Source organism: Streptomyces yokosukanensis (genome assembly GCF_001514035.1).
GTDB lineage: Bacteria > Actinomycetota > Actinomycetes > Streptomycetales > Streptomycetaceae > Streptomyces > Streptomyces yokosukanensis.
Window position 1 is genome coordinate 462165 of the sequence record NZ_KQ948209.1, and the last position, 25473, is coordinate 487637.

Here is a 25473-nt window from a genome sequence, read left to right on the forward strand (position 1 = left end):
ACGCAGCATGAAGCCCCTGTCGGCGACAGTCGACAGGGGCTTCATCGTGTTTGTGTGCGGTCGTGGCTCGCGTACAGGCCCGCCGGAACTCAAGCGGGCCTGGTGTGATCCGAGTTACAGACTCAGAGGGCCTTCGCGAAGCAGCGGCTCTCCTCGTGGTGGCGGTAGTAGCCGAACTTGGTGCACGGTTCGTAGCCGCTGGAGGCATACAGCGTGATGGCCTCCGGCTGCTTGGTGCCCGTCTCCAGGACCATGCGGAGACGGCCCGCGATGCGGGCGTCCTCCTCCAGGGCTGTGAGCATGCGGCGCGCGAGACCCCGGCCGCGCATGTCCGCGACCACGTACATGCGCTTGAGTTCGGCGTCGCCGTCCTCGTTGCCCTCGTCGTTGCGGTTCTGGCTGCGCCAGCCGCCGGTCGCGACGGGGCGGTCGTGTTCGTCGTACGCGATCAGGTACACGCCCTGGGGCGGGGTGAAGTCGTCGGAGTGGAGGACCGTGGCGTCGCCGCCGTCGCCGTAGCGCAGGCGGTACTCGGCCTGGACCTCGTCGTTGAGCTTGACTGCGTCGGGGTGATCGAATCGAACACGGCGTATGTTCATGCTGGGCATCGTACTTCTATGCAGACGGTGACCGTCGGGCTGAGTGGGGTGGACCTCAACCAGTGTGCCGGTATCGTGCCCTGGTGCTGACTGTGACCTCGGTGAACGTGAACGGACTGCGAGCCGCTGCCAAGAAGGGCTTCGTGGAGTGGCTCGCGCAGACCTCTGCGGATGTCGTCTGCCTGCAGGAGGTGCGCGCCGAGCCGCATCAGCTGCCCGAGCAGGTGCGAGAGCCCGACGGCTGGCACGTCGTGCACGCGCCGGCCGCCGCCAAGGGGCGCGCCGGCGTCTCCCTCTACACGCGGCGCGAGCCGGACCGTGTCCGGGTCGGTTTCGGCTCGGCGGAGTTCGACGGCAGCGGGCGCTACGTCGAGGCCGACCTGCCCGGTGTCACGGTCGCCTCGCTCTATCTGCCCTCCGGCGAGGTCGGCACCGAGCGGCAGGACGAGAAGGTCCGCTTCATGGGCGAGTTCCTCGACCACCTCGAGGCCCTGCGTGAGCAGGTTGCCGCCGACGGCCGTGAGGTCGTCGTCTGCGGAGACTGGAACATCGCCCACCAGCAAGCAGACCTCAAGAACTGGCGCGGCAACACCAAGAACTCCGGTTTCCTGCCCGAGGAGCGGGAGTGGCTCGGCCGGGTGTTCGCCGCGGAGGAGGGCGGCTACGTCGATGTCGTACGCGCCCTGCACCCGGAGGCCGAGGGGCCGTACTCGTGGTGGTCCTACCGCGGGCGGGCCTTCGACAACGACTCCGGCTGGCGCATCGACTACCACGTCGCCACGCCAGGGCTCGCCGGCAAGGCCGTCAAGGGCTTCGTCGAGCGCGCGGCCACGCATGCCGAGCGCTGGTCCGACCATGCGCCGGTGACTGTCGTCTACGACCTGTAGGCGCACGAGCCCCGCGCGTGCGCCTCGTGCGACGCGCCGGAGCGCATTCAGGCGTCCTGCGCGCCCTTCTCCTTGTTGAGGCGGCGGTCCAGGGCCAGGGAGAGCTCGGCTTCCACCACGCTGCGCGCCAGGGGGCGCAGGCGGTGGACGTCCTCCTCGGGGGCGTGGCGCAGGATCAGGTCGGCGAAGAGTTCGGCCAGGGCGTCGGCGTGTTCGCGGACACGGGCGGCGGCCGTGAGGACGTCGCCGAGCGGGATGCCCTCGCGGACCAGTGCGGACGAGACGTCCAGCAGGCGGCGGCTGATGTGGACGATCTCGTCCCCGTCGGTGCCGAGATAGCCCAGTTCCATGGCGGCGGCGAGGTTGTCGGGGGTGACCTCGCCCTCGAAGCGGGCGGCGAGTTCCTCCGGAGTGAGGCGGACCGGTTCCTCCTCGGTGGGGGTGCCGACGCCGAGGAGGTCGGCGACGTCGCGGCCGTGGTCGAAAGCCTCGGCCAGCTCGGCGATGCCGTTGAGGGTGTGACCGCGCTCCAGCAGGGCGGCGATGGTGCGCAGGCGAGCCAGATGGTGGTCGTCGTACCAGGCGATGCGGCCCTCGCGGCGGGGTGGTGGGATCAGCTTGCGCTCGCGGTAGAAGCGCAGCGTGCGCACGGTGATGCCGGCCAGTCGCGCCAGCTCCTCCATGCGGTACTCGCGTGGTCCAGGGCTGTGCGCGCCGTGGTGTGCGCCGTGTGCGCCGTCCCGTTCTTCGTGTCGGCCGCCCTGACCCGCCTTGTCTGCACCGTCGTCTGCCACGCCCGCAGCCTATGTTGTACCGCCGGTAACTTTCCCTTCCCGACCCCTACCGCTCGGTACGGAGCTGCTCTACAGTCCCATTGCGCCAGTATTCACTGGCAGAGTCCAAGGTGATGCGTGGAGGCTTCGGGATGGCCGAGCACGAGCATGTACGGGTGGCGGTGATCGGGTCCGGGTTCGGCGGACTGGGGGCCGCCGTGAGGCTGCGCCGCGAAGGGATCACCGACTTCGTCGTCCTGGAGCGGGCGGACAGCGTCGGCGGCACCTGGCGGGACAACAGTTACCCCGGGTGCGCCTGTGACGTGCCCTCCCACCTCTACTCCTTCTCCTTCGCGCCCAATCCCGACTGGCCGCGCACCTTCTCCGGGCAGCGCCACATCCGCGCCTATCTGGAGCACGTCACCGACCTCTTCGGACTGCGCAGGCACATCCGCTTCGACTCCGAGGTCAAGCTGATGAGCTGGGACGCCGAGAATCTGCGGTGGACCATCGAGACCGCGCGCGGGTCGCTCACCGCAGACGTGGTCGTCTCCGCGACCGGGCCGCTGTCCGACCCGAAGACCCCCGAGATCCCGGGCCTCGAGTCCTTCCCGGGCAAGGTGTTCCACTCCGCCCGCTGGGACCACGACTACGACCTGCGGGGCAAGCGCGTCGCCATGGTCGGCACCGGTGCGTCCGCCATCCAGATCGTGCCCGCGATCCAGCGTCAGGTCGGCCGGCTCACCCTCTTCCAGCGCACCCCACCGTGGGTGATGCCCCGCGTCGACCGCGCCATCAGCGGTGGCGAGCGCTGGCTGCACCGGTCGGTGCCCTTCACCACCCAGCTCAGGCGCGGAATGCTGTGGGGCATCCGGGAGCTGCAGGTCCAGGCGTTCACCAAGCGCCCCGACGAACTCGGCCTGGTCGAGCAGCTCGCCAAACGCAACATGGCCCGTGCCATCAAGGACCCGGCCCTGCGCGCCAAGCTCACCCCCGACTACCGCATCGGCTGCAAGCGGATCCTGCTGTCCAGCGAGTACTACCCGGCGCTGGCCCAGCCGAATGTGGATGTCGTCGCGAGTGGGCTCAGCGAGATCCGCGGGTCGACCGTCGTCGCGGCCGACGGCACCGAGACCGAGGTCGACGCGATCATCTTCGGTACGGGCTTCCACGTCACGGACATGCCGATCGCCGAGCGGGTGGTCGGGGCGGAGGGCGTCACACTCGCGGAATCCTGGAAGTCCGGCATGCAGGCGCTGCGCGGCGCCGCGGCAGCCGGGTTCCCCAACTGGATGACGATCATCGGGCCCAACACCGGCCTCGGGAACTCCTCCATGATCCTCATGATCGAGTCCCAGCTGAACTACATGGCCGACTATCTGCGGCAACTGGACGTCCTCGGCGGCCGTACGGCCCTCGATGCCCGGCCTGCGGCCGTCGAGGACTGGAACCGCAAGGTCCAGGAGCGCATGAAGCGTACGGTGTGGAACACCGGCGGCTGCACCAGCTGGTACCTGGACGCGAGCGGTCGCAACACCACCATCTGGCCCGGTACGACGTCCGAGTTCCGGCGTGCGACCCGGCGGGTGGATCTGGGGGAGTACGAGGTCATCCGCAAGCCCGGTGTGAAGGAGAAGGGCGAGCCGGCGCGCGCCACCAAGCGATCCGCGCGTGCCACCGAGAAGTCCATGCCCGCGCACGCCAGCAGCGCTCAGCAGAGCGAGGGCGCCGCATGAGCCGTCCTGCCGCCGTGGTCTCCGGACCGTACGCCCCGCCCAGCCCTGCCCGTGAACTCACCGTCGTCTCCGCCGACGGCGCGCGACTGCACGTCGAGGTGCACGGACCCGAGGACGCGCCCCCCGTCGTCCTCTCCCACGGATGGACTTGCTCGACCGCCTTCTGGGCCGCGCAGATACGGGACCTGGCCGCCGACCACCGCGTGATCGCGTACGACCAGAGAGGGCACGGGCGCAGTCCCGCGAGCCCCGCGTGCACCACCCACGCGCTGGCGGACGATCTGGAAGCAGTGCTTGCGCAGACGCTTGCGCGCGGAGAGAAGGCGCTGATCGTCGGGCACTCCATGGGCGGCATGACGGTGATGGCCTCGGCCGCGCGCCCCCGCTTCCGCGAACACGCCGCCGCCGTCCTGCTGTGCAGCACCGGCAGTTCGCGGCTGGTCGCGGAGGCGCGTGTGGTGCCGTTGCGCGCTGGGCGCGTGCGTACTTGGATCACCGGGCGCATTCTCGGTTCGAGCGCCCCGCTCGGGCCGGTCACGCCGGTCGCGAAGCGCGTACTCAAGTACGCCACGATGGGCGCCGGTTCCGCCCCGCACATGGTGGAGGCGTGCGCGCGGATCGTGCACGCCTGTCCGCGCGCTGTGCGCCATGCGTGGGCGCAGGTGCTCGAGGCGCTCGATCTCGACCACGGCGTAAGGGAGTTGCACGCGCCCACCGCGGTCGTGCACGGCGCGTCCGACCGGCTCACACCCCCCGTGCACGCCCGCGCGCTGGTCGCCGCGTTGCCGCACTGCGTCGGCCTCACCGAGCTGACCGGCGTCGGCCACATGACTCCGATCGAGGCCCCCGATCTGGTGACCGGCAGGATCCGGGACCTCGCCACCACGTATGTCACCGTCGCGGGGGCCGACCCCGAGGACGCGCACCGTGCCACCCCGGCGCAGATCAAGGAGGGCGCATGAGCAGGGTCAGCCTCGAAGGGCAGGTAGCCGTCGTCACCGGAGCGGCGCGCGGCGTCGGTGAGCTGCTGGCGCGCAAGCTCTCCGCGCGCGGCGCGAAGGTCGCGTTGGTCGGGTTGGAGGAGGAGGCGCTCAAGGACGTCTCCTCGCGCCTGCACAGTGACAGCGCCTACTGGTACGCCGACGTCACCGACCACGAGACGATGGGCCGGGTCGCGCAGGAGGTGAAGGAGCGGTTCGGGAAGGTCGACATCGTGGTGGCCAACGCCGGTGTGGCGGCGGGCGGTCCGTTCGTCGACTCCGATCCGCAGGCCTGGCGGCGGGTGATCGAGGTGAATCTGATCGGTTCGGCGGTGACCGCGCGGGCGTTCCTGCCGGTGCTGGCGGAGAGCCGGGGCTATCTGCTGCAGATCGCCTCGCTCGCCGCGATCACCCCGGCGCCGATGATGACGGCGTACTGCGCGTCCAAGTCGGGCGTGGAGGCGTACGCGCACAGTCTGCGCGCCGAGGTCGGCTACCAGGGCGTGCGCGTCGGCGTCGGCTACCTGTCCTGGACCGATACCGACATGGTGCGCGGCGCCGACCAGGACGACGTCATGCGCGAGTTGCGGCAGCGGCTGCCGTGGCCGTCGAACAAGACGTATCCGCTGGGGCCGGCGGTGGACCGGTTGGTCGCCGGGATCGAGCGGCGCTCGGCGCATGTGTACGGGCAGTGGTGGTTGCGCGGCATGCAGGGCGTGCGCGGTTATCTGCCGGCGCTCATCGGGTCGGTCGGGCAGCGCGAGATGAAGCGGTTCGCGCCCCGTCTGCAGGGGATGCGCTCGGGGCTCGTGGGTGCGGGAGGCGCGGCCGACGAGGAGGCGCGGTCTACGCACCGTGACTGATCCACATGCGTTGCGTGGTCGCCCGTGTGAATCTGGTCGAGGTCCCACCGAGGAGCCCCGCCGAGGGGTCTCGATCAGGGCCACCCCCACCCCCACCCTCACTCACCACAGGAGTGAACCCACATGGGTATGAAGGACCAGTTCAAGGACCAGGCCGGCGAGTTGCACAACCAGGCCAAGGACAAGCTCAACGAGGGGCGTGAGCGGGCCGGCCAGCGCGGGCAGCAGCGCGGCCAGCAGGGTCAGCAGGGCCAGCCGCAGCGCGGCCAGCAGGGCCAGCAGGGCCAGCAGGGCCAGCCGCAGCGTGGCCAGCAGGGGCAGCGGCCGGTGTCCGAGCGTGGTCGGCAGAACATGCGCGACATCGAGGACTCGGAGCAGGAGATGGAAGACCGCTTCGATCGGGACTACGACGCGTAGTCGCCGCGCTCGGCTTCAGCCGGTTCGGCGTGGGGTGCCCTTCCTCGTGGAGGGTGCCCCACGTCTTTTGCGTGTTCGGGCCTGGCGTGCGGTTCCCCGCGCCCCTTCTCGGTCCGGCGCCCGTCGTGTGGTTGCCCTCCCGGTCCTCCGGGCCCTCCCGGTCCTCCGGTCACCTCCTTGGGAGGTCGGGGCGGGAGCGGTCGGGGGTGTCGGTGTAGTCGGGGGGTACGGCGGCGGGGGTGGTTTCCAGGAGGTCCAGGGCCAGTTGGATCGCGTCGTCCATCTGGGCGTGCCGGCCCTCCGCCCAGTCCAGGGGGGTGCGCATGATCTCCAGGTCGGGGGTGACGCCGTGGTTCTCCACGGACCAGCCGTAGGCGTCGAACCAGGCCGCGTTCATCGGCACCGTGATGACCGTGCCGTCGCCCAGCCGGTGGCGGCCGGTCATGCCGACGACCCCGCCCCAGGTGCGGGTGCCGACCACCGGCCCGAGTTTCAGCAGCTTGAACGCGGCGGTGATCATGTCGCCGTCCGAGGAGGTCGCCTCGTCGGCGAGGGCGACGATCGGGCCCCTCGGCGCGTTCGAGGTGTACGACACCGGCTGCGCGTCCCTCGTCAGGTCCCAGCCCAGGATCGTCCGGGTCAGCTTCTCGATGACGAGTTCGCTGATGTGGCCGCCCGCGTTGCCGCGCACGTCCACGATCAGGGCGGGCCGGGAGACCTCCATGCGCAGGTCGCGGTTGAACTGGGCCCAGCCGGAGCCGCCCATGTCGGGGATGTGCAGATAGCCGCACTTGCCGCCGCTCAGCTCCCGTACGACCTCGCGGCGCTTGGCGACCCAGTCCTGGTAGCGCAGCGGCCGTTCGTCGACGAGCGGGACGACGGCGACCCGGCGGGCCCGCCCCGACTCCCCTTCCGCCGGGGTGAACGTCAGCTCCACGGTCGTACCGCCGGAGCCGGCGAGGAGCGGGAACGGGCCGGTCACCGGATCGACGGAGCGGCCGTCGACGTGGGTCAGGACGGCGCCCTCGCGGATACCCGTGCCGGCCAGCGGTGAGCGGGCCTTGGAGTCGGAGGAGTCGCCGGGCAGGATGCGCTTGACCATCCAGTGGCCGTCGCGCCGCACGAGGTTGGCGCCGAGCAGGCCCTGCCAGCGCTGGTAGTGGGGCGGGCCCTCGTTGCGGCGGGCGGCGGTGACATAGGCGTGCGACGTGCCCAGTTCGCCGAGGACCTCTCGGAGGAGATCCGCGAATTCGTCGGGGGAGGCCACCCGTTCGACCAGCGGGCGGTACTGGCGGAGCACGGCGTCCCAGTCGATGCCGCACATGCCCGGGTCCCAGAAGTAGGCGCGGATGATCCGTCCCGCCTCGTCGTAGGCCTGGCGCCACTCGGCGGGCGGGTCGACCTCGTGCAGGATGCGGCGCAGGTCGATCCAGACGGTCGTGTCCGCGTCGCCGGACTCCGTCGAGGGCACCGCGCGCAGCTCGCCCTCGTCCACGACGACGAGCCGGGAGCCGTCGCCGCTGACCGCGAACCAGTCCATGTGGTCGACCAGTTCGGACTTCTTCGCCTTGGTGATGTTGAAGTACTCCAGGGTCGGGCGACCGCTGATGTCGGCCGGGTTGACGAAGGTCTCGCCGAGCGCGCCGGAGATCGGCCAGCGCAGCCAGACCAGTCCGCCGCCCGCGACCGGGGACAACGCGGAGTACTTGGAGGCGATCACGGGGAACGGGGTGACCCTGCTCTCCAGGCCCTCCATCTCCACCGTCACCGTGCCTGCCTCGCCCGTCTCCTCGTCCTCGACCGGGTCGAGCCCGCCGGCCGCGGGACGGCCCTCGGGGTTCAGGGCGAAGGGGGAGGGGGTCGCCGAGTTCAGCGGGACGAGGTACGGGCGGCAGCCGAGCGGGAAGGACAGGTCGCCGGTGTGGACGTCGTACACCGGGTCGAAGCCGCGCCAGGAGAGGAAGGCGAGATAGCGGCCGTCGCGGGTGAAGACGGGGTTCTCGTCCTCGAAGCGGCCGTTGGTCACGTCCACGATCAGCCGGTCCTTGATCCGGGCCAGCTTGATCTGGCGCAGGGAGCGGCCGATGCCCGGGTGGGACCAGGCGAGCCATGCACCGTCCGGGGAGAAGGCGAGGTCGCGGACGGGGCCGTTGACGGAGCGGATCAGCTCGGTGACACGGCCTTCGGCGGCTGTCGCGGGTGCGGTGTCCGGTTCGTCGGCTTCGGCGGCCGTCGAGGGTGCGCTGTCCTGTTCGTCGGCTTCGGTCGCAGGTCCGGAGTCCTGCTCGTCGGCCGCGGCTCCCGTGCCCTCGCCGTCGCCCGTGCCTGCCGCAGCCGCGGCGGTCTCGCCGCCGCCGCTCGTGGCGGCTTCGTCGTCGCTCCCCCGGGCCTCCCCGCCTTCCCCGACCGTTTCCCCGACCGCTTCCCCGACCGTTTCCCCGACCGCCTCCTCCGACACGTCGATCAAGAGCAGCCGGCCGTCGTGCGAGGCGACCGCCAGCCGTTCGCCCTCGGGGTCGCAGGCCATCTCCAGGACTCGGCCCAGTGCGCCGCAGGCGAGCCGGTGGGGCGGGAGGTCGCCGGTCGCGCGGGGCAGCTGGGCGATCTCGACGGCGTCCTCGCCCTCCGCGTCGGTGATGTACGCGACCTGGCCGGTCGTCCCCAGCATCTCCGGCAGCCGTACCCGTACGCCGGGCGTGTCGGCGATCGTACGGGCGGGGCCGTCGCGGTGGGTGAGCCAGTACAGGCTGCCGCGTACGACGACGGCGCTGGCCCGGCCGGTCTCGTCCACGGAGATGCCGTCGACGTTCTGCGCGGCCGGCACCTGGTACCGGCGGCGCCCGGTGGCCGGGCCGGCGAGGCGGATGTCGAGCCTGCGCGGTACGGCGTCCGGGGAGAGGTCGTCCACCAGCCACAGGTCGCCCGCGCACTGGTAGACCACCCGCGTGCCGTCGCTGGAGGCGTGCCGGGCGTAGAAGGCGTCGTGGTCGGTGTGGCGGCGCAGGTCGCTGCCGTCGTGCGCGCAGGAGTAGAGGTTGCCGACGCCTTCGTGGTCGGAGAGGAAGGCGATCCGGCCGGCGACGAACATGGGGCAGGCCAGATGGCCGCCGATGTCGGGCACGAGTTGCTGCCCGTGCAGCCAGAGCCGGCCCATGGCGCCGCCGCGGTAGCGCTTCCAGGAGGCCGGTTCGTGCGGTGGGGTGCCGGTGAGCAGGAGGGTCTTGTGCTCGCCGGCGACGTCGGCGACCTGGATGTCGGCGACCGGGCCCCAGGGCAGCCGGCCGCCGGGGTCGCCGTCGGTGGAGATCTTGTAGGCCCAGGTGAAGTAGGAGAAGGGCTGGCCGTGCGAGGCCACCGCGAGGATGTCGCCTTCCGGGGTCCAGCCGCAGACCTGGGTGTCGGCGCTGCCCCAGTAGGTCAGTTGTCGCGCGGGGCCGCCGTCGACGGCCACGAGGTGGATCTCGGGCACCAGGCTGCGCCACGTCGTGTACGCGATGTGGCGGCCGTCGGGAGAGAAGCGCGGGTGCCCGGACTTCGTGCGGTCCGCCGTGAGTCGCCAGGCCCGGCCCGGGGCGTCGAGGGGGGCCAGCCAGAGGTCGTCCTCGGACACGAAGCACAGCAGGTCGCCGCTGAGGTGGGGAAGGCGCAGATAGCTCACCTCCCCATGCTTTTCCGCCCGCAGGGGCCCAGCAACTTATGCAGCCCTCACGTTCGTGACCCAGAGCACGTACGAAACTGTTTCGTTTCGCACGCGGAGCGGGTATCTTCTTGGTGATACAGAACCGAAGGCTCCGGAGTGGGAAGGTGAGCGGCATGACCGAGGTCGTCGCAACGACGCGTCGCAGTCGGATCACGCCCGAGCGCGAGGCCGAGTTGTACGAGGCCGTGCTCGACCTGCTCCGGGAGGTCGGCTACGACGCTCTCACCATGGACGCCGTCGCTGCCCGCACCCGGTCCAGCAAGGCCACGCTCTACCGCCAGTGGGGCGGCAAGGCCGAGCTGGTCGTCAAGGCGCTGCGGCACAGCAAGCGCGGCCATGTGGGGGACATCGACACCGGCTCCATCTGCGGCGACCTGCACGCCCTCGTGGCGCTGGAGGACGACTGCACCATGGAGCAGAACTCCGCGCTGATGCGGGGCGTCGCCATGGCGATGCATCACAACGACGATCTGCGCCGGGCCTTCCGGGAGCAGATCGTCGACCCCGAGATGGGCGGTTTCCGACAGGTGCTGCAGCGCGCGGTCGACCGGGGCGAGGTCCGTCCCGACTGCCCGGCCCTCGACTTCATGGTGCACATGATGGTCGGCGGCTTCGCGACCCGCGCCCTGCTGGACGATCAGCCGCCCACCCAGGCCTTCCTCACCTCGTACATCGACGCCGTGGTCCTCCCCGCCCTCGGCGTCGTCCCACCCGATCACCCGGGACCGGCCGTCGGTCACCCCTGACCACCGGCTGAATCTCCTGCGAACACCCTCCCCGGACAAGCCCACCATCTGACGTCACCGCTCACGTCGTCGGGCTGATCACCCCTGCCCTGATGAACCCCACGACCTGACCGGGAGTACGTCTCCGTGGCCACGATGCTCTACAAACTCGGCCGTCTCGCCTTCCGGCGACGGCATTTCGTCGCCCTCATATGGATCGCGCTGCTCACCCTCGCCGGGGTGGGCGCCGCCTCCGCGCCGCCCGCCGGCAACACCTCCTTCTCCATCCCCGGCACCGAGGCGCAGAAGGCCTTCGACCTGCTGGAACAGCGCTTCCCCGGCATGAGTGCCGACGGCGCCACCGCGCGTGTCGTCTTCAAGGCGCCGAGCGGCGAGAAGATGACCGACAAGCTCAACAAGGCGACCGTCGAGAAGACCGTCAAGGAGCTGGGCAGCGGCTCCGAGGTCGCCTCCGTCGCCGACCCCTACCTCGGGCACGCCGTCAGCAAGAACGGCACGATCGCCTACGCCTCGGTGAAGTACAAGGTCTCCGGCATGGAGCTGAAGGACTCCACCCGGGACGCCCTGAAGGGCGCCGCGCAGCACGCACGCGACGCCGGGCTGAGTGTCGAGGTCGGCGGTGACGCGCTGAGCGCGACCCCGGAGACCGGCTCCAGCGAGGTCATCGGCATCGGTATCGCCGCCGTCGTCCTCGTGATCACCTTCGGTTCGCTGCTCGCGGCCGGATTCCCGCTGCTCACCGCGATCATCGGCGTCGGTATCGGCGTGTCCACGATCACCGCGCTGGCCAGCGCCCTGGACCTCGGCTCCACGACCTCCACCCTCGCGTCGATGATCGGCCTGGCCGTCGGCATCGACTACGCCCTCTTCATCGTCTCCCGCTACCGAGCCGAACTGGCGGAGGGCCGCGAGCGCGAGGAGGCCGCAGGACGGGCCGTCGGCACCGCGGGCTCGGCGGTGGTCTTCGCCGGTCTGACCGTCGTCATCGCCCTGGTCGGCCTGTCGGTCGTCAACATCCCGATGCTCACCAAGATGGGCGTCGCGGCGGCGGGTACCGTCGCCATCGCCGTCCTCATCGCGCTGACCCTGATCCCCGCGCTGCTCGGCTACGCGGGCCGCAAGATCAAGCCGGCCGGCGAGAAGAGCAAGCTGCTCGGTGGCGGCCGTACGCCGAAGAAGCCGGGCCGGCCCAACATGGGCACCCGCTGGGCGAGCTTCGTCATACGGCGCCCGGTCGCGGTTCTGCTGCTCGGTGTGCTCGGCCTCGGCGCGGCGGCGATCCCCGCCGCCTCCCTGGAGCTGGGCCTGCCCGACGACGGCTCGCAGCCCACCTCCACCACCCAGCGCCGCGCCTACGACCTGCTCTCCGAGGGCTTCGGGCCCGGCTTCAACGGCCCGCTGATGGTCGTGGTCGACGCCAAGGGCAGCGCCGACCCCGAAGCCGCCTTCACCAAGGTCGGCAACGAGATCAAGGGCCTGAAGGACGTCGTCACGGTCACCCCGGCCCAGGCCAACAAGGCCCGTGACACCGCGACGATCACGGTCGTACCCAAGTCCAAGCCGTCCTCCAAGACGACCGAGGACCTGGTGCACGCCATCCGTGACAAGGGCGCGGACATCACCAAGGAGACGGACTCCAAGCTCCTGGTCACCGGTACGACGGCGATGAACATCGACGTCTCGCAGAAGCTGAACGACGCGCTGCTGCCGTACCTGGCACTGGTGGTGGGCCTCGCGTTCCTGCTGCTGATCGTGGTCTTCCGCTCGGTCCTCGTCCCGCTGAAGGCGGCCCTCGGCTTCCTGCTCAGCGTGATGGCGGCCCTCGGCGCCGTGGTCGCGGTCTTCCAGTGGGGCTGGCTGTCCAGCCTGTTCAACGTCGAGGAGACCGGCCCCGTCATGTCGATGATGCCGATCTTCATGGTGGGTGTCGTCTTCGGTCTCGCGATGGACTACGAGGTCTTCCTCGTGACCCGGATGCGAGAGGCGTTCGTCCACGGCGAGAAGCCCACCCAGGCGGTGGTGACGGGCTTCAAGCACGGCGCACGGGTCGTCACGGCCGCCGCCGTCATCATGATCGCCGTCTTCTCCGGCTTCATCGGCTCCAGTGAGTCGATGGTCAAGATGATCGGCTTCGGCCTCGCGATCGCCGTCTTCTTCGACGCGTTCATCGTCCGTATGGCCATCGTCCCGGCGGTGCTCGCCCTGCTCGGCAAGCGGGCCTGGTGGCTGCCGAAGTGGCTCGACCGTGTCCTGCCCAACGTGGATGTCGAGGGCGAAGGCCTGCGCACCCTGTCCGCGGCGGACCGCAAGGACGCCGATCCGGACGGGGAGCGGGAGCTGGTACGGGTCTGACGTACCGCTTCCGACGGCTGACCGGCCGGTGAGGGTGCCCGTGGGGACGGGGCTGCACCCTCACCGGCCTCCGTCCCGGGTGACCGCGAGCAGTGCCAGGTCGTCGGTGATGCGGCCGCCGGCGTGGCGGCTCACCTCGGCCAGGAGGGCGTCGAGCAGCTCGTCCGGTCCGGGGAAGTCGCGCCCGGTCAGCCCGGCCGCGGGGTCGTAGAAGTCCCCGGCGCGGTTGCGGGCCTCGGTCAGCCCGTCGGTGTACAGCAGGAGCGTCGCTCCCGGGGGGAAGGGCACCGTGTCGCTCCGGTCCTGGTCGGCGCTCAGCTCCGCCAGTCCCAGGGGGAGGGCCGGTTCGGACGGTTCCGCGCTGCGCACCTGGCCGGCGTGCAGAAGCAGAGGCGCCGGGTGGCCGCGGTTGACCAGTCGCAGTTCATCGCCGCGGTGCGGGATCTCGACGAGAATGCCGGTGACGAACCCCTCGGTGCGCTCGGGTCCCGTCCGGCGCGATCTTTCCCGCAGCAGGGCCCGCTCCAGCCTGGCCGTGATCGAGACGAGCGTGGGTTCCTCGTCGGCGGCCTCCCGGAACACCCCCATGGCCACGTCCACCGCCTGGACCGCGTCCATGCCCTTGCCCCGTACGTCCCCGACCAGACAGCGCACGCCGTACGGGGTGTCCTGGGCGCTGTACAGGTCGCCACCGATCTGCGCGTCCTTCACGGCCGGCCGGTAGCGCACGGCGATCCGCACCGGGCCCATCGAGGACGGCAGTTGCGGCAGCACGGCGCGCTGGACGGCCACGGCGATTCTGCGCGCGGACTCCAGACGCAGGTTGCTGTAGTGCATGAGCCGGTTGACGACGACGGCGAGGGCCGAGACGGTCACGACCGCGGCCAGCTCGCTCTGCCCACCGGAATCCGTCAGCAGGCCGAAGTGGGCGAGGAGCGCGACGTCCGTGGCACAGGCGCCGATGCCCGCCAGGACCGTCGCGCGAAGCGACAGCAGTGCGGCGGCTGCCATCGGCGCGGCTGTGTAGAAGGCTTCTCCGCTGACGTGCGGAGCGGTGCTGTAGTCGAAGAACGCGCCTCCGACGAGCAGGACGACGGGCAGCAGCTGAAGGTGGAGCAGACACCAGCCTCTGCCGGTGGCGCGCCTTCCGCTCGCTGCTCCCATGTACCCGCTCCTGTCTCTGCCGTGCCGTACACCACACGATCAAGCATCCTCAGGCCCCGATTCGCGTGCCAGTCGTGCGACGGCCGTATGGGCACATGTCGCCTCGCACGGGCATGCCGACTCAGTCGCGTGCGCTGTACACCGACCGCACCCGCACCCGGGTCCTCGCCCACGGCTCGCTGTGACGCCGCTGGTGGCGACCGGGCTGACGATCGCCGCGTACACGGTGCTGGACGGACTGGGCGTACGCGCCTCCCCGTCGCCGCCCTGTTCGTTCTTCAAGGAGCGTTTCGGGGCGCCCCGAAACGCGACGGCGGGACTTTTGGCCGTGGGGGTCGGACCGATGCTGCACGCCGCGTAGCAGGATGGCGTCGGGCCGTCACAAACCGTACGAAGGAGCCGTCATGACCGGCAAACCGACCGTCAGCGTCCTCGGCACCGGCATCATGGGTGCCGCCATGGCGCGCAACCTCGCCCGTGCCGGGCTCGAAGTCCGGGCCTGGAACCGTACCCGCGAGAAGGCCGAGCCGCTGGCCGCGGACGGGATCCGGGTCACCGGCACGCCCACCGAGGCCGTCGACGGCGCCGATGCGGTGCTGACCATGCTGTACGACGGCAACACCGTCCTGGACGTCATGCGCGAGGCCGCCCCGGCGCTGCGTCCGGGCACCGTGTGGGCGCAGTGCACCACCGCCGGGATCGACCTGGTCGCCGACCTTGCCGCCTTCGCCCGTGAGCACGGCCTGGTGTTCTACGACGCCCCGGTCCTCGGTACCCGCCAGCCCGCCGAGGCAGGTCAGCTGACCGTGCTGGCCGCCGGGCCGGAGGAGGGCCGGAAGACGGTCACGCCCGTCTTCGACGCCGTCGGCGCCAAGACCGTGTGGACCGGAGAGGACGGGGCCGCGGGCAGCGCCAGCCGGCTGAAGCTGGTGGCCAACAGCTGGGTGCTCGCCGTCACCGCGGCGACCGGTGAGGTGCTGGCCCTCTCGAAGGGCCTCGGCGTCGATCCGCAGAGCTTCTTCGACCTCATCCGGTCAGGACCGCTCGACATGGGGTACCTGCGGGCCAAGGCCGCTCTGGTGCTCGACGACAAGCTGACCCCGGCGTCGTTCGCCGTGGCCACCGCCGAGAAGGACGCGCGGCTCATCGTCGAGGCCGGCGAACGGGGCGGCGTACGGCTCGATGTCGCCGAGGCGGCGGCCGAACGGTTCGCCCGGGCCGCCGCCCACGGGCATGCCGACGAGGACATGGCCGCCGCCTACTTCGCCAGCTTCGACGCCAAGGGCCGGTAGACCGGGGGCGCGGCGTGGCCGGGCGGACGTCGGCATGGCGGGCCGGGGTGCTCGGGCGCACCCTGGAAGCAGCGGTTTTCGGAGGTGATCGTCATGATGCACACCACTGTCGGATGGCATGTCGAGCTGGAGTTCCTGGAGGATGATCAGCACACACGCGCGGCAGCGCTGGTGCGCTTGCCCGACGGCGCGGAGGTACGGGCGCACGGCCATGCCACCCGCCACAACATCGACTCCAACCAGCCCCGGGTCGGCGAGGAGATAGCCGGCGCGCGTGCCCTCAACGAACTGGCCATGCAACTGCTGACCAAGGCCCACGACGAGATCGACGCGGAGTCCGGGCGGATCTCGCACTCGATCAACGTGTGACGTCCCTGCAACGTGTGACGTCCCTGGCCTGACGTCGCGCGACGGCTGACATCTCGCGGTGCGCCGAGGAGTGCGCTCCGGGGCGCACCGCGCTATGCGAGCGCTGTGCGGACCGCCCGTACCAGCGCCTGCGCCCTCGGGTCCGCCGTCACGCTCTTGCGGAAGCCGTTGGTGACATAGCCGAAGGCGATGCCGGTCTCCGGGTCGGCGAAGGCGAGGGCGCCGCCCCGGCCGGGGTGGCCGAACGAGCCGGGGGAGAGCAGCGGGGACGCGGCTCCGTGCAGCATGTGTCCGAGGCCGAACCGGGTGCCGACGACCAGGACCCGGTCCGGTCCGGCGGACTGCTCGCCGCGGGCCAGCTCCATCGTCTGCGGGGTGAACAGCCGGGTGCCGCCGTCCACTTCGCCGATGAGCGAGGCGTACAAGCGGGCCAGCCCGTCGGCGGTCGCGATGCCGTTGGAGGCGGGCAGGGCGGCCGCGCGGTAGGCCGGGTCGTTCTCGTCGGGGAGCGGGGTGATCGCGGCGAACGCGCGCCGGGTCAGCGAGTCCGGGTCGGCGTAGGCCTCCGCCACGGCACGCTTGGGGCGGGCCTTCAGGCCACCGCCCGGAGTCTCGGGCGGCTCGACCGGGCCGACACGGCCCACGCGCGCGTGCTCCGACTCCGGCAGGCCGAGCCACAGGTCCGCGCCGACCGGTCCGGCGATCTCCTGCGCTATCCACGCGCCGACCGGGCGGGAGGTGATCCGCCGGATCAGTTCGCCGGTGAGCCAGCTGAAGGTCTGGGCGTGGTAGCCGTGGTCGGTGCCCGGCTCCCACGCCGGTGCCTGCGCGGCGACGGCCGCGGCGCCCAGGTCGGGGTCGGCGGCCTCGGCGGGGGTCAGCGGACGGTCCAGCACGGGCACGCCCGCGCGGTGGGCGAGCAGCTGGCGGACGAGCGTGTGCTCCTTGCCGGCCGCCTTGTACTCGGGCCAGTACGCGCCGACCGGGGCGTCCAGGTCCAGCTCGCCGCGCTGGTGCAGGAGCAGCAGCGCGGCGGCCACGACGCCCTTGGTCGCCGAGCGTACGATCTGCGCGGTCCCGGGCTCCCACGGGTCCGCACCCGGCGTACCGGCCATCGCGTCGACGTCCTTCGTGCCGGCCCACAGGTCGACGACCTTGTGCCCGTCGCGGTACACGGCCACGGCCGCGCCGCGCTCCCCGAGCAGCGCGAAGTTCGCTGCGAACGCCTGCTCGACGGGCTCGAAGCCCTCGGCCACCGTGCCGTTCACGTCCACGCCCGCTGTCCCTTCCGATCGCCTGCGACAGGGGGTGGAACGCGGGCTGCGTGCCTTTGATTCCTCGGTGGGATCAGCCCAGCAGGATCGTTACGTCGACGTTGCAGCAGAGACTCCCGGCCGTGCGGTCCCCCTTCGTCACGCGCCCCTTGCCACGGACCTCGGATCGAAGCCGAACGGCAGCTCCAGTCGGTGCGCCCGCATCAGCTCCTCGTCCCGGAGCAGGGCGCCCGTCGGCCCGTCGGCCGCGATCACGCCGTCACTGAGGACGAGGGAGCGCGGGCACAGCTCCAGGGCGTAGGGGAGGTCGTGGGTGACCATGAGGACGGTGACGTCCAGGGAACGCAGGATGTCGGCGAGTTCGCGGCGGGAGGCCGGGTCGAGGTTGGAGGACGGCTCGTCGAGGACGAGGATCTCCGGCTCCATGGCGAGCACGGTGGCCACGGCCACGCGCCGGCGCTGCCCGAAGGACAGATGGTGCGGCGGGCGGTCGGCGAAGTCCCGCATGCCGACGCGCTCCAGGGCGGTGCGCACCCGTTCCTCCAGCGCGGCCCCCTTGATCCCGGCGGCGGCCGGCCCGAACGCGACGTCCTCCCGCACGGTCGGCATGAACAACTGGTCGTCCGGATCCTGGAAGACGATGCCGACCTTCTGCCGGACGGCGGCCATGTGCTGCTTGCCGACGGGCAGTCCGGCCACCGTCACCGTGCCGGTCCCGCCGCCCAGGATGCCGTTGAGGTGCAGCACCAGGGTGGTCTTGCCGGCGCCGTTCGGGCCGAGCAGCGCGACCCGCTCCCCGCGCGTGATCGTGAAGTCGACGCCGAACAGGGCCTGGTGGCCGTCGGGGTAGGCGAAGGCGAGGCCGGAGACCTCCAGTGAAGACGAAGACGAAGACGAAGGCGCAGACGATGACGAAGACGAAGCCGGACGCGAAGCGGTACTCACAGGACCTATCCCAGCAGAGAGACGACAAGGGCGGCGCAGGGGAGCGTGAGCGCGTGCCGCCACTGCGCGCCGGACGCGGTCACCTCGTCGATGACCGGCATGGAACCGGAGTACCCGCGGCTCACCATGGCCAGGTGCACGCGCTCCCCGCGTTCGTAGGAGCGGATGAACAGCGCGCCGGCGGACTTGGCGAGCACGCCCCAGTGCCGTACGCCCTTCGCCTCGAATCCGCGCGACTCGCGGGCGATCCGCATCCGGCGCATCTCGTCGGTGACGACGTCGCCGTAGCGGATCATGAAGGAGGCGATCTGCACGAGCGGCGCCGGCAGCTTCAACCGCTGGAGCCCGAGCAGCAGCTCGCGCAGTTCGGTGGTGGACGCCAGGAGCACGGAGGCGGCGACGCCGAGCGTGCCCTTGGCGAGCACGTTCCAGGCGCCCCAGAGACCGTTCACACTCAGCGAGAGGCCCAGCGCCTGCACCCGCTCGCCCTCTGCCACGAACGGCATGAGCACCGCGAACGCCACGAACGGCACCTCGATCAGCAGCCGTTTGAGCAGGAAACCGGCGGGCACGCGCGCGTGACGGGCGACACACGCGAGCAGGACGGCGTACGCCCCGAACGCCCACATCGCCTCGCGCGGGGTCGACACGACGACCAGGACGAAGGCGAAGGCGGCCGCCAGTTTGGTGTGCGGCGGCAGGGTGTGCACGGGTGAGTGCCCGTGCCGGTACAGCCTGTGCGCGTGCCCGGCGCCCATCTCAGAGCCCCGTGCTCGCAGGGGAGACGTCCTCGGCCCGGCGCCGGCGCAGCGCCCAGAACACCGCGCTGCCCGCCACGACCGTCACACCGACGCCGATCACGCCCGCGAGGCCGCCGGACACCCGGGCGTTCGAGACGTTCTTGACGCCGTAGTCGGCGAGCGGGGAGTCGGCGGCGGCGTGCTTCTCCTCCTTCTTGTCGATCCCCTTGTCGTGCGCGACCTTCTCCAGGCCGTCGGGGTTCGCGGAGGCGTAGAAGCTGACGAATCCGGCGAGGACGAGGGAGGCGACAAGGCCCGTCACCCACAGCGTGCGCCGGGAGGTGCGCGCCGTCCCGGGCGCCGTGCGCGCCAGTGCGGGCGCCGGAGCGTCCACAAGTGCGCCGTCCACACGCAACTTGAGCCGCTGCCGCAGGCCGCGCGCGCCGTACACGAGATCCGGGCGCACGGCGATCACCGCGCTCACCGTGAGCGCCGTGATCACGGCCTCGCCGATGCCGATGAGGACGTGCACGCCGATCATCGCGGTCGCCACCTTGCCGATGGAGACGTCGGTCGTCCCGCCGATCGCGTACAGGAGCGTGAAGACGATCGCGGCGGCCGGCACCGAGACCAGTGCGGCGACGAAGGAGGCGACGGTGACCGAGCGCCGCTTGCGGGGCAGGACGGCGAGCAGCGCGCGGAACACGGCGTACGACACGACCGTGGTGGTGATCGCCATGTCGGTGACGTTCACGCCGAGCGCGGTGAGCCCGCCGTCCGCGAACAGCACGCCCTGCATCAGCAGCACCACGGAGACACAGAGCACACCCGTGAAGGGGCCGACGAGGATCGCGGCGAGCGCTCCGCCGAGCAGATGGCCGCTTGTTCCGGCCGCGACGGGGAAGTTGAGCATCTGTACGGCGAAGATGAACGCCGCCACCAGCCCGGCCAGCGGGGCCGTCCGCTCTCCCGCACGGTCGGCTTCGTCCGCACGGGAGGTGCCCCCCTGCTCACGGCGGGCGCCACGCAGGCTCACCGCGAGGGCGCCGGCGGCGACCACCCCGGTGACGGCGGAGGTGGGCGCGTCTATGAATCCGTCAGGTACATGCACCGAATGATTTTAGGCCTTTGTTGCGAACCCTTTGCAAGAACCAGGCGGTCGTTCATCTGTTCCGTAAGACAAGCCGTTCCCGAAGGCGCGAACCGGAAAATGTGCGACATTGGAGAGGAACCGGAAGCACGACTTTCATGTATGTCACTCAGTGTGAAGGGGCGAACCGATGTCTGTGATCGAGCAGTACGCGCGCGCCCATATCGTCACGGACGAGGAGGACCCGGGGGCCGTACCGGTGATGTTGCGGTACGACCCCGACTCCGATCCACGGTCCGTCCTGGTGGGCCTGCCGGGCCCGCACGAGTGGTCCTTCTCCCGCGCGCTGCTGGAACGGGGACTGCGAGCACCGGCCGAGAGCGGTGACGTACGGGTGTGGCCGTGCGGACGGGTGCAGGCCGTCGTCGAGTTCCACACCGACAACGGTGTCGAGGTGGTTCAGTTCGAGTCGAAGGCGTTGCTGCGATTCCTCAACCGGACGTACACGGCGGAGCCGGTGGGAACCTGATCAGCCGCCCGTCTTGAGCAGAGCCGCCACGATCGGCCCGGCCGTGTCGCCGCCGTGGCCGCCCGCCTGGACCACACCGGCGGCGGCGAGGTCGCCCTTGTAGGCGGTGAACCAGCCGTTCGGCTTCTTCTGCCCGTCGACCTCGGCGGAGCCCGTCTTGGCGCCGTAGTCCCCGCTCATGCCGGCCATCGCCTTGGCCGCGGTGCCGTACGCCGCCGTGTACCGCATGACGTCCTTCAGCTGGGACTGCGTCGTGGCGGACATCGTGCGCGCGGCCTTCGCCAGGGTGCGGTCGTCCACCGAGGGGGACACCAGGTACGGCTGGTGGAAGGCGCCCGACTCCACGGTCGCCGCGACCGACGCCATGTTCAGCGGGTTCATGCGCACCCCGCCCTGCCCGATCAGCGAGGCGCCCATCTGCGCGCCGCTCTGCACCGGGACCGAGCCGTCGAACGACGGGACGCCGATGGCCCAGTTGTCCATGCCGAGGCCGTAGACCTGCTGGGCCTCCTGCGTCAGGTCGCTGTTCGACAGCTTGGGCGCGAAGTCGATGAAGGCGTTGTTGCAGGAGGCCCCGAAGCTCTGCTTGAACGTGCCCTTCTTGATCTCGGAGTTGTCGTCGTTGTGGAACGTCCAGCCGGCCAGCTTGTACGTCTTGGGGCACGGGTGCGAGGCGTCGGGAGTGATGAGCTTCTTCTCGAACAGCATCGTCGACGTCACGATCTTCATCGTGGAACCGGGCGCGAGGGAGCCCTGGAAGGCGACGTTGAAGCCGTGCCCGCTGTTGGCGACGGCGAGGATCTCACCCGTCGAGGGCCGTACGACCACCACGGACGCCTTCGCCTGCTTGCCCACCTGCTGCTCGGCGGCGGCCTGGAGGGCCGGGTTCAGCGTCGTCTTCACCGTGCCCGGCGTGCCCTTGCTCAGCTCCACGAGCGTCTTGTCCGACAGCTGGGCCTTCTGCGAGGCCTTGCCGCGCACCACGCGCAGTTCGATGCCGGCCTTGCCGCCCGCCGTCTTGCCGTACTTCTCCCGCAGCCCGTCCAGCACCGGGCCCAGCGACGGGTACGTGGCCGCCGTCAGCTCGCCGCCGTTCCGGTCCAGCGCCTTGACGGGCGGGGTGCCGGACGCGCCGGTGACGAGCGTGTCACCGTCCTTCAGATCCGGGTGGACGACGGCGGAGTGCCAGTCGACCAGCGGCCGGCCGTCGCTCGCCCGGCGCACCACCGTCAGCGAACTGGCGTACGCCAGCGGCTTGCTGAGGTTGTCGTACGACACCGTCGCCTTGACGGAGAACGGCACCTTGGCGCCCGTGGGGGTGCCGGGCGTGAGCGTGACGCCCTTCAGGCGGGCGTCCTTGCCGTAGCCGGTGAGCAACTCGGTGGCCGCGGAGGCGTCGTCGGTGGCGGCGGCCGCCTCGCTGATCCTGCCCTGCTGCCACGCGGTGAGGAAGCGGGCGGAGGCCGATCGCACCTCGGCGGCGCTGGGCGGGCCGGTCTTGACGTTCTTGTGGTCGGCGCCGGCGGACGTGGGCTCGCCGGCCGCCACACCGCCGTCGGTCAGCGCGTAGACGCCGAACCCCACGCCGCTGACGGCCACGGCGATCATCCCGAGCACGGCGGGTCTGGTCGTCTTCCGTAGCTCGTTCCGTCGCTCCGCGACGCGCCTTCTCTTGCCCACAGCCTCAGTTCCTCCGTGCCTTCCCCAGGGTCCCCGTAGCCCACACACTCCCCAACGACGGCACTCACCCTAAAGTCCCCACCTTTGCGGGTGATGTCCGCGGCGGATCCGTAGCAGGCTTGCGACAATCAGCCCGGTGGACGAAGTCTGCACGATCCGGCCCCGTGCGACCCTGACCTGGGCGTACGCCCCGGGCGAGGTCGGCGGTGAGGTCTGCGGGCGCGCCCATCGATCATCGTTCGTGCTGCAGCCGCCCTCGGGCCGGCAACATCATGGGGCGCAGTGTGACTCTCCGCTCGTATCGTGAAGAGAGACAGAGCGGCGGGTCAAGGCAGGCACGTCATGAAGGTACCGGCGGTCGACTACGCGGCGGTGTTCCAGGCCCTTCCCGGGGCGGTGGCGCTGGTGACTCCGCAGCTGGTCTACGTGGACGCCAACGCGGAGTTCCTGCGCCTCCGGGGCCTCGCTCGCGACCAAGTGGTCGGTCGCTTCGTGCCCGATGACAGGCCCGAGAAGGACCCCGCTGAGCCTCTCCTGCTCAGAGTTCTGGCGTCACTGCGCCAGGCGGCGGGCACCGGTGAGCGCAGCATCGTGGCGCTGCAGGGCTACGACACGGAGGACCCCGACCAGCCCGGAGTGTGGCACGAGCGCTACTTCAACATGACCAACATCCCTGTGTTCGGATCGGACGGGCGAGTGGCGCTGCTGCTGCACCGGGTGGAGGACGTCACCGAACTCATCCGCGCCCGTGAAGTCGCGCTGGCCCTACAGGAGTCCATGCTGCCCGCTCTGCGCCCGGCCGGCCGGCACCAGGCGGCCGTACGCTACCGGCCCGCCGCCGAAGCACTGAATGTGGCCGGCGACTGGTACGACCTGGTCGACCTGCCCGGCGACCGCATCGCCGTGGCCGTCGGCGACGTCGTCGGCCACGGTCTGCCCGCGGCCTGCGTCATGGGACAACTGCGCAGCGCCCTCACCGCCGCCTGCCTCGTCGCCGAAGGCCCCGCCCGCGCTCTGGAAGTCCTCGGGTTGTACGCCCGCACCCTCGACGGCGCCGAGAACACCACCGTGGCCACGGCATTCATCGGCTGGGAGACCCGCACCATCACCTACAGCTGCGCCGGCCACCCCCCACCCGGGCTCCTCCACGAGGACGGGACCGTCGAGTTCCTGGACCGGGCCACGGACCCGCCGCTGGCCGCGCGCCCTGAACACGCCCCCCGGATCCAGGCCGACGCGGCCTTCCACGAGGGCGCCGTTCTCGTGCTCTACACCGACGGCCTGATCGAACGCCGCGGTGAAGACATCGACACCGGCCTCGCCCGGCTCGCCGACTCCCTCGCCCGCCACCGGGCAGACGACCCCGAAGCCCTCGCCGACGCCGTGCTCGACGACCTGCTCCCACCCGGTGACGCCACCGACGACACCGCCCTGGTCGTCGTACGGCTGTGAGTCCGGCCCGCTGCGTTCGCCCGGGTGTGGCCGGCTACACCCAGGTGTCCAGCCACATCCGCGACCGCCACTGGTCGACCGGGATCGCCGTGCCGGTGTAAAGAGGCCAGAAGTAGATGAAGTTCCAGGTGATCAGCAGCACCAGTACGCCTGCCGAGGAGGCGCCGATCAGCCGGCGGGTGTCGGAGGAGCCCGGCGGGCCGATGATCGCGCCGATCAGCATCGCCACCGCCAGGCACAGGAACGGCACGAAGACGACGGCGTAGAACAGGAAGATGGTCCGCTCCTGGTACATGAACCAGGGCAGGTAACCGGCCGCGATCCCGCACGCGATGGCACCGGCTCGCCAGTCGCGGCGCAGCGCCCAGCGCCACAGCACGTACAGGATCGCGAAGCAGGCCGCCCACCACAGCAGCGGCGTGCCGATCGCCAGCACCTCGCGGGCGCACTTCTGGCCGGCGTCCGAAGGGCAGCCGTCCGCACCGGGGTTCGGGGATTCGTAGAAGTACGACACCGGGCGGCCCAGCACGATCCAGCTCCACGGGTTGGACTGGTAGGTGTGCGGCTGGGTGAGCCCGATGTGGAACTTGTAGACCTCGTGTTCGTAGTGCCACAGGCTGCGCAGCCAGTCCGGCAGGAAGGCCCAGCTGCCGCCCTTGCCGTCGGTGGCCGCCCAGTTGCGGTAGTAGCCGCCGGTGCCGTCCGTCGGGGAGAGGATCCAGCCGGTCCAGGAGGCCAGGTAGACGATGATCGCCACCGGGACCGTCGCGAGGAAGGCGATGCCCGTGTCGTACTTCAGGGCCGCCACGTACGGGTGCCGGGCGCCGGCCGTCCTGCGGGCGCCGACGTCCCACAGCACCGCCATCACACAGAACGCGGCAAGGATGTACAGGCCGTTCCACTTCGTGCCGATGGCCAGGCCCAGCATCAGCCCGGCCGCCCAGCGCCAGGGACGCAGGCCCAGGCGCGCGGTGTCGGCGACATCCGCGTCCGGGCGGACCCGGCCGTCCGGGCCGACCGGCAGCGCGGCGGCCAGCCGCTGCCTGGACCGGTCCCGGTCGACGATCAGACAGCCGAACGCGGCCAGCACGAAGAACATCAGCACGCCGTCGAGCAGCGAGGTCCGGCTCATCACGAAGTGCAGGCCGTCCACCGCCATCAGCGCCCCCGCGAGGCAGCCGAGGAACGTCGAGCGGAACATCCGGCGCCCGATCCGGCACAGCATCAGCACGGACAGCGTGCCGAGCAGCGCGGTCATGAACCGCCAGCCGAACGGGTCGAACCCGAACATCAGCTCGCCGAGCCCGATGACGTACTTGCCGACCGGCGGATGCACGACGTACGCCGCGTCCGTCGGGATCGCGAGATGGCCGTGCGTCTGCAGCACCAGGTCGTTGGCGTTCTTGTCCCAGTTGACCTCGAACCCGCGGTGGACGAGCGCCCAGGCGTCCTTGGCGTAGTACGTCTCGTCGAATATCACCGCGCGCGGGCTGCCCAGGTTCCAGAACCGCATCAGGCCCGCCAGCAGCGTCACCAGCAGCGGACCGCCCCAGCCCGACCAGCGGGTGATCCGCCCGGCGAGGACCGGCGACAGCCCGAGCGCCTGCCACAGCCGGGGGCTCGGCTCCGCGTACGGAGGCACCAGCCGGTCGCGTACGTCGCCCGAGGGCGCGTCCTTGGCCGGTACGTATCCGAATCGGCGCAGCCGCTGCTGCCACGACGGCCGCTGGTCGTGCGGCGCCTGGCCCTGCCGGAGGTCCGTGGAGGACGCGGTACTGGTCACCGCGCCATCGTAGGGAACCGTTCTGTGGGAGTCCCGTGCATGTGGGGTACCGGTCGGGATGCGGCCGTTTTCCCGGGCCCCTCCCGGGACGTTCCGGGGGCG

General features: G+C 71.0%; 22 protein-coding genes. 12 read left to right on the forward strand and 10 right to left on the reverse strand.

Annotated elements, in window-relative coordinates:
- Window positions 1-122 precede the first annotated feature (122 nt).
- Window positions 123-599: a GNAT family N-acetyltransferase gene (locus AQI95_RS11975; protein ID WP_107121626.1), complete on the reverse strand. Its 477-nt coding sequence runs from the start codon at window positions 597-599 to the stop codon at window positions 123-125.
- Window positions 600-682: 83 nt separating this feature from the next.
- Here AQI95_RS11975 and AQI95_RS11980 point away from each other — a divergent pair, with 83 nt between their 5' ends.
- On the forward strand, window positions 683-1486 hold the full coding sequence (locus AQI95_RS11980) for an exodeoxyribonuclease III (RefSeq protein WP_067121595.1): 804 nt from the start codon (window positions 683-685) through the stop codon (window positions 1484-1486).
- Window positions 1487-1533: 47 nt separating this feature from the next.
- On the opposite strand, the gene AQI95_RS11985 is transcribed toward AQI95_RS11980, so the two are convergent.
- Entirely contained in the window at window positions 1534-2169 is a 636-nt protein-coding gene (locus AQI95_RS11985) for a MerR family transcriptional regulator (protein ID WP_067121207.1), read from the reverse strand.
- A 242-nt stretch (window positions 2170-2411) separates the two neighbouring features.
- Between AQI95_RS11985 and AQI95_RS11990 the strand changes: the two genes are divergently transcribed.
- The 4 genes from AQI95_RS11990 to AQI95_RS12005 all read left to right on the forward strand — a co-directional run bounded on the left by AQI95_RS11990 (window position 2412) and on the right by AQI95_RS12005 (window position 6255).
- Window positions 2412-3995, forward strand: coding sequence for a flavin-containing monooxygenase (locus tag AQI95_RS11990; RefSeq protein WP_079071213.1), 1584 nt, complete (start codon window positions 2412-2414; stop codon window positions 3993-3995).
- The gene (locus AQI95_RS11995; protein ID WP_067121210.1) at window positions 3992-4957 is read left to right on the forward strand and encodes an alpha/beta fold hydrolase; all 966 of its coding nucleotides are present in this window, start codon (window positions 3992-3994) and stop codon (window positions 4955-4957) included. Before AQI95_RS11990 ends, AQI95_RS11995 begins: the two co-directional genes overlap by 4 nt.
- Window positions 4954-5838, forward strand: coding sequence for an SDR family oxidoreductase (locus AQI95_RS12000; protein ID WP_067121212.1), 885 nt, complete (start codon window positions 4954-4956; stop codon window positions 5836-5838). Before AQI95_RS11995 ends, AQI95_RS12000 begins: the two co-directional genes overlap by 4 nt.
- Window positions 5839-5961: 123 nt before the next feature.
- Window positions 5962-6255 carry a hypothetical protein gene (locus AQI95_RS12005; protein WP_067121214.1) on the forward strand — a complete coding sequence of 98 codons (294 nt, stop codon included), beginning with the start codon at window positions 5962-5964 and terminating at the stop codon, window positions 6253-6255.
- A gap of 169 nt (window positions 6256-6424) precedes the next feature.
- Here AQI95_RS12005 and AQI95_RS12010 read toward each other — a convergent pair whose 3' ends face one another.
- The gene (locus AQI95_RS12010; RefSeq protein ID WP_067121216.1) at window positions 6425-9913 is read right to left on the reverse strand and encodes a S41 family peptidase; all 3489 of its coding nucleotides are present in this window, start codon (window positions 9911-9913) and stop codon (window positions 6425-6427) included.
- A 155-nt stretch (window positions 9914-10068) separates the two neighbouring features.
- On the opposite strand from AQI95_RS12010, the gene AQI95_RS12015 reads away from it, so the two are divergent.
- Entirely contained in the window at window positions 10069-10701 is a 633-nt protein-coding gene (locus tag AQI95_RS12015) for a TetR/AcrR family transcriptional regulator (RefSeq protein ID WP_067121218.1), read from the forward strand.
- Between the two features lie 126 nt (window positions 10702-10827).
- The gene (locus tag AQI95_RS12020; protein ID WP_067121220.1) at window positions 10828-13053 is read left to right on the forward strand and encodes an MMPL family transporter; all 2226 of its coding nucleotides are present in this window, start codon (window positions 10828-10830) and stop codon (window positions 13051-13053) included.
- Window positions 13054-13113: 60 nt separating this feature from the next.
- Here AQI95_RS12020 and AQI95_RS12025 read toward each other — a convergent pair whose 3' ends face one another.
- The gene (locus tag AQI95_RS12025; protein ID WP_067121222.1) at window positions 13114-14217 is read right to left on the reverse strand and encodes a PP2C family protein-serine/threonine phosphatase; all 1104 of its coding nucleotides are present in this window, start codon (window positions 14215-14217) and stop codon (window positions 13114-13116) included.
- A 193-nt stretch (window positions 14218-14410) separates the two neighbouring features.
- On the opposite strand from AQI95_RS12025, the gene AQI95_RS12030 reads away from it, so the two are divergent.
- The 3 genes from AQI95_RS12030 (at window position 14411) to AQI95_RS12040 (ending at window position 15878) form a co-directional block, all read left to right on the forward strand.
- Window positions 14411-14578 carry a hypothetical protein gene (locus tag AQI95_RS12030; RefSeq protein ID WP_425264876.1) on the forward strand — a complete coding sequence of 56 codons (168 nt, stop codon included), beginning with the start codon at window positions 14411-14413 and terminating at the stop codon, window positions 14576-14578.
- Between the two features lie 43 nt (window positions 14579-14621).
- Complete coding sequence (locus AQI95_RS12035; protein WP_067121226.1) at window positions 14622-15509, forward strand: NAD(P)-dependent oxidoreductase; 888 nt, start codon at window positions 14622-14624, stop codon at window positions 15507-15509.
- A 93-nt stretch (window positions 15510-15602) separates the two neighbouring features.
- Window positions 15603-15878 (forward strand): DUF1876 domain-containing protein, encoded by a 276-nt coding sequence (locus tag AQI95_RS12040; RefSeq protein WP_067121597.1) that lies wholly within the window; start codon window positions 15603-15605, stop codon window positions 15876-15878.
- 92 nt (window positions 15879-15970) lie between these two features.
- Here the strand turns inward: AQI95_RS12040 and AQI95_RS12045 are convergent, their stop codons facing one another.
- The 4 genes from AQI95_RS12045 to AQI95_RS12060 all read right to left on the reverse strand — a co-directional run bounded on the left by AQI95_RS12045 (window position 15971) and on the right by AQI95_RS12060 (window position 19948).
- A complete protein-coding gene (locus AQI95_RS12045; RefSeq protein WP_067121228.1) occupies window positions 15971-17152 on the reverse strand; it encodes a serine hydrolase domain-containing protein in 1182 nt (393 codons plus the stop codon).
- A gap of 138 nt (window positions 17153-17290) precedes the next feature.
- A complete protein-coding gene (locus AQI95_RS12050; protein ID WP_067121230.1) occupies window positions 17291-18097 on the reverse strand; it encodes an energy-coupling factor ABC transporter ATP-binding protein in 807 nt (268 codons plus the stop codon).
- A gap of 5 nt (window positions 18098-18102) precedes the next feature.
- Window positions 18103-18855: a cobalt ECF transporter T component CbiQ gene (cbiQ, locus tag AQI95_RS12055; RefSeq protein ID WP_067121232.1), complete on the reverse strand. Its 753-nt coding sequence runs from the start codon at window positions 18853-18855 to the stop codon at window positions 18103-18105.
- A gap of 1 nt (window position 18856) precedes the next feature.
- Window positions 18857-19948 (reverse strand): energy-coupling factor ABC transporter permease, encoded by a 1092-nt coding sequence (locus AQI95_RS12060; protein ID WP_067121235.1) that lies wholly within the window; start codon window positions 19946-19948, stop codon window positions 18857-18859.
- A 169-nt stretch (window positions 19949-20117) separates the two neighbouring features.
- On the opposite strand from AQI95_RS12060, the gene AQI95_RS12065 reads away from it, so the two are divergent.
- On the forward strand, window positions 20118-20456 hold the full coding sequence (locus AQI95_RS12065) for an SsgA family sporulation/cell division regulator (protein WP_067121237.1): 339 nt from the start codon (window positions 20118-20120) through the stop codon (window positions 20454-20456).
- On the opposite strand, the gene AQI95_RS12070 is transcribed toward AQI95_RS12065, so the two are convergent.
- A complete protein-coding gene (locus tag AQI95_RS12070; protein ID WP_067121239.1) occupies window positions 20457-22136 on the reverse strand; it encodes a penicillin-binding transpeptidase domain-containing protein in 1680 nt (559 codons plus the stop codon).
- Between the two features lie 342 nt (window positions 22137-22478).
- Here AQI95_RS12070 and AQI95_RS12075 point away from each other — a divergent pair, with 342 nt between their 5' ends.
- Window positions 22479-23588 carry a PP2C family protein-serine/threonine phosphatase gene (locus AQI95_RS12075; protein WP_067121241.1) on the forward strand — a complete coding sequence of 370 codons (1110 nt, stop codon included), beginning with the start codon at window positions 22479-22481 and terminating at the stop codon, window positions 23586-23588.
- A 34-nt stretch (window positions 23589-23622) separates the two neighbouring features.
- Here AQI95_RS12075 and AQI95_RS12080 read toward each other — a convergent pair whose 3' ends face one another.
- A complete protein-coding gene (locus AQI95_RS12080; protein WP_067121243.1) occupies window positions 23623-25371 on the reverse strand; it encodes a dolichyl-phosphate-mannose--protein mannosyltransferase in 1749 nt (582 codons plus the stop codon).
- Window positions 25372-25473: the final 102 nt, after the last annotated feature.